Origin of the sequence: Vibrio sp. V19_P1S1T109 (genome assembly GCF_002241375.1) — a bacterium.
GTDB classification, from domain to species: Bacteria; Pseudomonadota; Gammaproteobacteria; order Enterobacterales; family Vibrionaceae; genus Vibrio; species Vibrio anguillarum.
In genome coordinates, this window is sequence record NZ_NDIM01000380.1 from 1 (window position 1) to 5954 (window position 5954).

Consider the following 5954-nt stretch of genomic DNA (forward strand, 5'->3'; position numbering starts at 1 on the left):
CATTCAAGACTACATTGATGCGCTCAATATATTGCGCTGCCACTTTACTTAGCAGCGTTTTTCATTTCACGCATCAGACTTCCTCCATAAATCCACTAACGCCTCTCCAAACGCTTTTCCATCCACTCATCCACTTCGCTTTCCACCCAGGCAATAGCCCTTTCTCCCAAGCTCACCGACTGTGGAAACTCGCCATCATTCATTTTGCGGTAAATTGCTGAACGGCTTAGTGCGGTCTTTTCCATTACTTCTTTTAGTTTCAGAAATCTCATGGGACGTTCTCCTATGTCTGTGGTCCTCATGGGATAAAGTGCTGGCGTAAAAAAAGACGGTGATGTGTTAAGCCTTAGCGCGCCAAGGCTCAATCAAAAAAATTTCAGGCATATGTCATTAACGTGTATCCCGTTAATGAACCTCACTCGGAGCCTAATATGACCGATTACACAGAAGATCAGCGCTATCAAGAAAACCAGATTCTTGAACATGCCGCTGAGATACTTGCTCACCGTTACGTGCGCGGAGATGCACTCACCAATCCTGATGCTACTAAGGAGTACATTCGCTGCAAACTGGGGGCCTATGAGCGAGAGGTATTTGCCTTACTGCTACTAGATAACCAAAACCGGTTGATGGAGTTTAAAGAGCTGTTTCACGGTACCATTGATGCGGCCAGCGTCTACCCGCGTGAAGTGGTGAAAGTGGTACTAGAAGTGAATGCCGCGGCCGTGATCTTGGCCCATAACCATCCTTCTGGAGATGCAACGCCGTCACAAGCCGACAGACGCATTACCGAAAGGCTGAAAGACGCTTTATCGCTGGTGGATGTACGAGTGCTGGACCACATTGTGGTGGGTAAAGACAGTGTATCTTTTGCTGAAAGGGGCTGGTTATGATTGAGAAACGTTATGGCGACATTGAACTGGAAGAAGATATTCACCGATCGCTAGAGCAGTTGATTGCTTGCTACTCCATTTCAGAGCGAGCTGAGCGCATCGTGCTGAACTGCCGCCAAAAAAGTTATTACCTACACCAACAAGGACTGCACCCGATTGAAGTGCAGTTTAAACGTGAGTCACCATCCAGTGATTGGCAGATAGTCTGCTTTGCCAGCTTTTCTTATCCCTATGAAAGCAGTATCGCTGTTGAACCTGAGCTCTATTTCCATCTAGCCAATCGTTGGTGCTATCAACCCGACTCAGGGGCAGCCGATTTATCTCATCCTGATGTGCTTGAGCTACTCATGGTGTGGATGAAAGCCTTTGCTCGCCATCTCACACGCAACGTGTTTGATGAGGTGCATTTAACCATGGTCCGTGAGTGTTAGCGCCGAGCCCGTTTTCTCCTCATTTCCTTTTTCTTTTTCGACTTCATCCTGACCTAAGGAGGTCTTGCTATGTCTTCATTAACCTTCACATCTTCCCTATTACCGATTTCAGACAAACTGCATGCACTGCTTGGTGAGCAACTCACAAAGCAGTTAGTTAATGACAGCAGTGGCACACTCGCCGCCAGTCGTTATCTGGTGTTCAACTTTCGAGATAAGCGCTACAGCGCGGATGAAGGCGGTTTTCATCCGGTTGAGATGGGCATTTGTCACACCACCAGCGGCGATTGGAGCATCGAGTACATCACCGATTTTGCCTACATCGGAAATTACTACCCCGAACTTGAACGAAGCTTAGATTTTGATTTTCGTGTCGGTGAGTTCTTTGTCGCTCATCGAGGTTGGTTGCCCATGCAAGGCCGCCCTGATGCAAAAGAGCTGTACCAGTTATGGGAAAGTAACTTTCTTACTTACGCCGATATGGAGGTGTATGACCAAGCCTCCGTTACGCCGCAATGAACAGCGCTGAGTTACTTTACCAATAGCAACCACGTATTAACGCCGTGGATTGTTGACCTCACTGAGCACGTTAAATTGAAGGTAAAACCCAGTATTCGACCGTGATGAACAGACAAAAATAAAGCCGATACAACACCCTATTTAGGACATTATATCGGCCTATTTAATTGCCAGCACTCGCTCTTGAGAGAGAGCTAAACCCTTGTATTGCAAGGGCTGAGTGCGTTCTGAAAGCTGAGCTTAACCAAATTCATCTACAACTTGCTAAGCGCTTGTTTTGCCATGTTATACGCTTCGCTTAACGCTGGATGCGTACTTGGGGTTGCTCTGATTACCTCAACGTATTTCTCGGCTCGGAGCGCATCTACCTGTTGCCATAAGTCGCGATTTGCTACTGGCTTTTTGTCTGACTTACGCCAACCTTTTTGCTTCCAGGTATCAATCCATTCGTTAAATCCACGAACACAAAAATCACTGCTGGTATAGATGACATCGCCATCACGCGCATATTGCATACACTCCACCAGCGCAATTAGCTCTAGCTCAGTATTACTGGTGTATCCCTGCATCGGTAAACATTGCTGGTCCATTAACTCACCAGCTTTGTTGTACACCACCAAACCAATTCCACCATCGACACTGGACGCTGTGACTGCAATATACAACGCGCATGATTCATTTTTCATTGTTTGTTCCTTTTCTATTTTAACAACGCAACGTGCTTGTCTCTCATCAGATAAGGATGTGATGTGAAAAATGAAGTACGCTCGCATCACTGTGCCCTGAACCATAAGGACACGTTATGACCACCTTTTCTCCGCTACGCGAGAAGATCTTAAAGGCCCTACTGAAAGCCGCCCTCGCAGGCTATCACCATCTCAGTGCCCACTTTCAAAAGGTCAAAGCTGAAATGGCAGAACTCAGCGACCACGATTTATTTGAAGAAACAAAGCTTCACCCCACCCTGCATTTACGTAGCCTCTTGGCAAGCTTTGAGCTTATCCAGCGTGGCTACTATCTCAGCGACATTCGTGACGTGAGGAATGACCTTTAACGTAATGACACAAGCAATCTGCGTGTCAATTCACAAAACCAAACCAATAAAATTGAGTGAGACATTATCTGTCTCACTCGTCCGTATTCTTTCAACAATTAACAGCGCAGTGCTCTACGTGCGGATCGAGGATAAAAAAAATGAGTAAAAGCAACGTATTACATCACGTAGATGAACAATCTCTAAATGACCTTATTCGTCGCCATGAATCATTCACTTTAACGAATGTGAAAAATTTCAACCAAACGGTGAAGAAGGTAGAGCGACTAATAGAAAAACAAGGACTTTCGTGCCGTGTGTATACCGCAGGACGCTCTGCCACCATGGCAGCGGCTCTAGCCTCAGGCCCAGCGGTCATCTTTGGTTTAGCGTCAGCCGCCGCCATCGCAGCTCATAAAGTTGCGACGTTAAACCCCGACTATGAAATCGCTAAGGATCCACTGGCTGACAAGCTTGTAGTGAACTTTAAGAAGTAACCCTTACTAGGACTGTGTGGCCACCAGTCCTCCCGTTTTTCCCGCGCTCTCTCCAAACATTCATGTTTTGGGGCTAGATAAGTGTGCTTAAAATTTGGTGGTCCTATGTCTATTAGTACAAATCGACGAAGTGCCGAGCACCTCGAATTGATATTCGAGATTTATTCATTAATCCCCACAATACGGAAAATAACAGCACGTGAACTGCAACTTGCCCTTAGCGATAAAGGGATCACCCGAAGCAAACGTACTATCCAGCGCGGCCTTGATTGCTTATTGACTTACTTTGATGTTGAACAAGATGCGACAAGCAAGCCTTATGGTTACCGCCGTACAGCGAATTCAAAACTGGCCTTAGGTCCCCGTGAACACATGATTTTTCTGTGGGCTGAAGCCTACTTGAAAACGCTCTTACCACGTTCTTACCATCTCATGGTAGATAGTGCTTTCGCACCTTTTAGCACTCTAAGCACTAAGCGCAAACTGATCGATATTCGACAGCCTGTCGCTTCTTGCATCAAGGAAACTAGCAGTATGGTTTTTGAAACCTTATGTACTGCCGTGTTTTACCAACGTGAAGTTAGGTTATCACTCATAAACCTACCTCAGAGTCTGTATATCAATCCACTGGGATTTATCGTGGAGCAGGGTCATCTTTACCTTGCATACCAATATCAAAACATCTTTCACGCAGTCCTCATCGATGAGGTTTTGTCGGCGTATCTAACCACTTTTGCTTATCACTACCCCAACAATTTTTCACTTAGCAACATTCCCCTCTCTAAGAAGGAACTCACATAATGAAACACACAACGATAAAATCGACCATGGGTATATCTGGGTTATTACTACTAGCCGCATGTGGTGGCGGTAGTAACGGAGGTAGTACTAATCCAAGTACGCCTGCCAAAGTTAGCGGACTGGCGATTGATGGTTATGTTGAAGGTGCTACTGCGTTCCTTGACTACAACTTCAATGGTGTGATGGACGAGAACGAACCACGTTCTCTAACCGATCAAAATGGACGCTTCGATTTTGTGATTGAAGAAGATGACTTAATCTGTAAAGAGTACTCACCGATTATCGTCGATGTACCTGCTGGTGCGTACGATAGCGATTATTGGTTAGTTGATAAACCTTATCGTTTAACCTTTCCGCCCTCATTCTCATCTGAGAACGTCGGCGAAGATGTATTTGCTACTACTCCATTCACTACAGTGATTTGGTCAACTGTTGAAACAGACCTATTACAAAGTGGTGTAAGAAACTGTAAAGAGTTGGCTGCTAATACTGAAGCGCAAAACAAAGTTGTACGTCTAGTCGCTGAGAAGGAATACGAGTTGGGTAACCGCTACAACATTCCTGCTAACGAGCTATACGCAGACTTCATCGCTTCTGGTAACACCAAGCAGCATCAACTAGCCCAGCTTCTAACCAGCGGTCTAGCAAAAGGCTACGCTGAAACTTCAGCTCTGGTCGATGCGAACCCTAACGCTTGGAAAGCTACAGTTGAGTACTACGTTGAGAAAGACGACGCAGGTAATTTCACTAAGTGGTATCGTGAAGAACGCGTGTTTGATGCCGACACACATTCTCTACGTGTATTTGAAGTATCTGCTGACTTAGAAACTGTAGGCCGTCTCATCGTTTACCGTAACAAAATCAAAGCCGAAGAAGGCGCAGTGCAAAAATATACTGATGACCTAATCGACTACCTACCAGAAATAAGCAAATACGGTTGTGGTTTAACTAATGATTACGTACAGAACTCAAAAGACTACGGCAACGACACCGTTACATTCTCTGTATCAGCTTCTGTTTTAGTTGACGACCATACTGCATGTGCTGATCCACTCGTGTACTCTTCTAGCGTACCTTACGCTAACGTCATTCGTGAATTGAAAGACGGCAATGTGTTACTACAAGCTGGTATGTGGGGTTTTGACTTTGGTGACGATGCTGTTATCGATGACCTAATCAACGATGGTTTGTACTCTAACATCACAGACCCAACAGTGCTGGACCAGTTCTCAACTTGGAACTACTCACTGGACTCAACTGAATCTTACGGAGCCCCTCGTTGGACACGTACATCAGTTGTAAGTACAGCTGAGAAAAATGTCATCACAGACGTGAACAGCAAAGGTATCTGGATTGTACGTACTACTTACCCTAACGGTACTCACAAAACGCAGTGTGGTGAATCTCTAGATACTCTAGTGGACGTGGCTCATATGGGTATGTGTGAAGAACTGCCCATAGTGCCTGCTGACTAATCATAACGAGTTGAGAGGGGAGCGATCCCCTCTCTTTTTTATTTTATTGAGCAACCAAAATTTCTATGGCCATTACCAAATGTCTTAGAACGTAATTTCGCAAAGTAACTCAAACGATAAAATAACTTATCAAGTACAGAATAAAACCTAAGGCTATTTATATCTAAGTGATACATGAAGTTTTTTGGAAAATGTACTAGTCGTCCCCCATCATCCAATTTAACACCCAAAGCTCTACACCAAGCTGCTTTAATTTTTTTAGACAGATTGCTTGTATGAGTATACTCCCCAACACAGTTATAAAC

Annotated in this window: 10 protein-coding genes; 7 read left to right on the forward strand and 3 right to left on the reverse strand. The window is 45.0% G+C overall.

Features of this window, described 5'->3' with window-relative positions:
• Positions 1–95: 95 nt before the first annotated feature.
• The gene (locus tag B9J87_RS17515; protein WP_033928243.1) at positions 96–272 is read right to left on the reverse strand and encodes an AlpA family transcriptional regulator; all 177 of its coding nucleotides are present in this window, start codon (positions 270–272) and stop codon (positions 96–98) included.
• Positions 273–431: 159 nt separating this feature from the next.
• Here B9J87_RS17515 and radC point away from each other — a divergent pair, with 159 nt between their 5' ends.
• From radC to B9J87_RS17530, 3 genes are all read left to right on the forward strand, one after another.
• Positions 432–893 carry a RadC family protein gene (radC, locus tag B9J87_RS17520; protein ID WP_094151977.1) on the forward strand — a complete coding sequence of 154 codons (462 nt, stop codon included), beginning with the start codon at positions 432–434 and terminating at the stop codon, positions 891–893.
• Positions 890–1324, forward strand: a complete 435-nt coding sequence (locus B9J87_RS17525; protein ID WP_094151979.1) for a DUF2787 domain-containing protein — start codon at positions 890–892, stop codon at positions 1322–1324. The genes radC and B9J87_RS17525 overlap by 4 nt, the downstream gene beginning before the upstream one ends.
• Positions 1325–1393: 69 nt before the next feature.
• Positions 1394–1843 carry a DUF2787 domain-containing protein gene (locus B9J87_RS17530; protein ID WP_094151981.1) on the forward strand — a complete coding sequence of 150 codons (450 nt, stop codon included), beginning with the start codon at positions 1394–1396 and terminating at the stop codon, positions 1841–1843.
• A 254-nt stretch (positions 1844–2097) separates the two neighbouring features.
• Here the strand turns inward: B9J87_RS17530 and B9J87_RS17535 are convergent, their stop codons facing one another.
• The gene (locus B9J87_RS17535; RefSeq protein ID WP_011149634.1) at positions 2098–2616 is read right to left on the reverse strand and encodes a ribonuclease HI; all 519 of its coding nucleotides are present in this window, start codon (positions 2614–2616) and stop codon (positions 2098–2100) included.
• A gap of 29 nt (positions 2617–2645) precedes the next feature.
• Between B9J87_RS17535 and B9J87_RS17540 the strand changes: the two genes are divergently transcribed.
• From B9J87_RS17540 to B9J87_RS17555, 4 genes are all read left to right on the forward strand, one after another.
• A complete protein-coding gene (locus B9J87_RS17540) occupies positions 2646–2897 on the forward strand; it encodes a hypothetical protein (RefSeq protein WP_011149633.1) in 252 nt (83 codons plus the stop codon).
• 140 nt (positions 2898–3037) lie between these two features.
• Complete coding sequence (locus B9J87_RS17545; RefSeq protein WP_094151983.1) at positions 3038–3373, forward strand: hypothetical protein; 336 nt, start codon at positions 3038–3040, stop codon at positions 3371–3373.
• Between the two features lie 105 nt (positions 3374–3478).
• Positions 3479–4174 carry a hypothetical protein gene (locus tag B9J87_RS17550; protein WP_094151985.1) on the forward strand — a complete coding sequence of 232 codons (696 nt, stop codon included), beginning with the start codon at positions 3479–3481 and terminating at the stop codon, positions 4172–4174.
• Entirely contained in the window at positions 4174–5649 is a 1476-nt protein-coding gene (locus B9J87_RS17555) for a hypothetical protein (RefSeq protein ID WP_094151987.1), read from the forward strand. Before B9J87_RS17550 ends, B9J87_RS17555 begins: the two co-directional genes overlap by 1 nt.
• A 38-nt stretch (positions 5650–5687) precedes the next feature.
• Here the strand turns inward: B9J87_RS17555 and B9J87_RS17560 are convergent.
• Positions 5688–5954, reverse strand: a 267-nt coding sequence (locus B9J87_RS17560) for a YagK/YfjJ domain-containing protein (RefSeq protein WP_141201596.1), incomplete at its 5' end; no start/stop codon positions are given.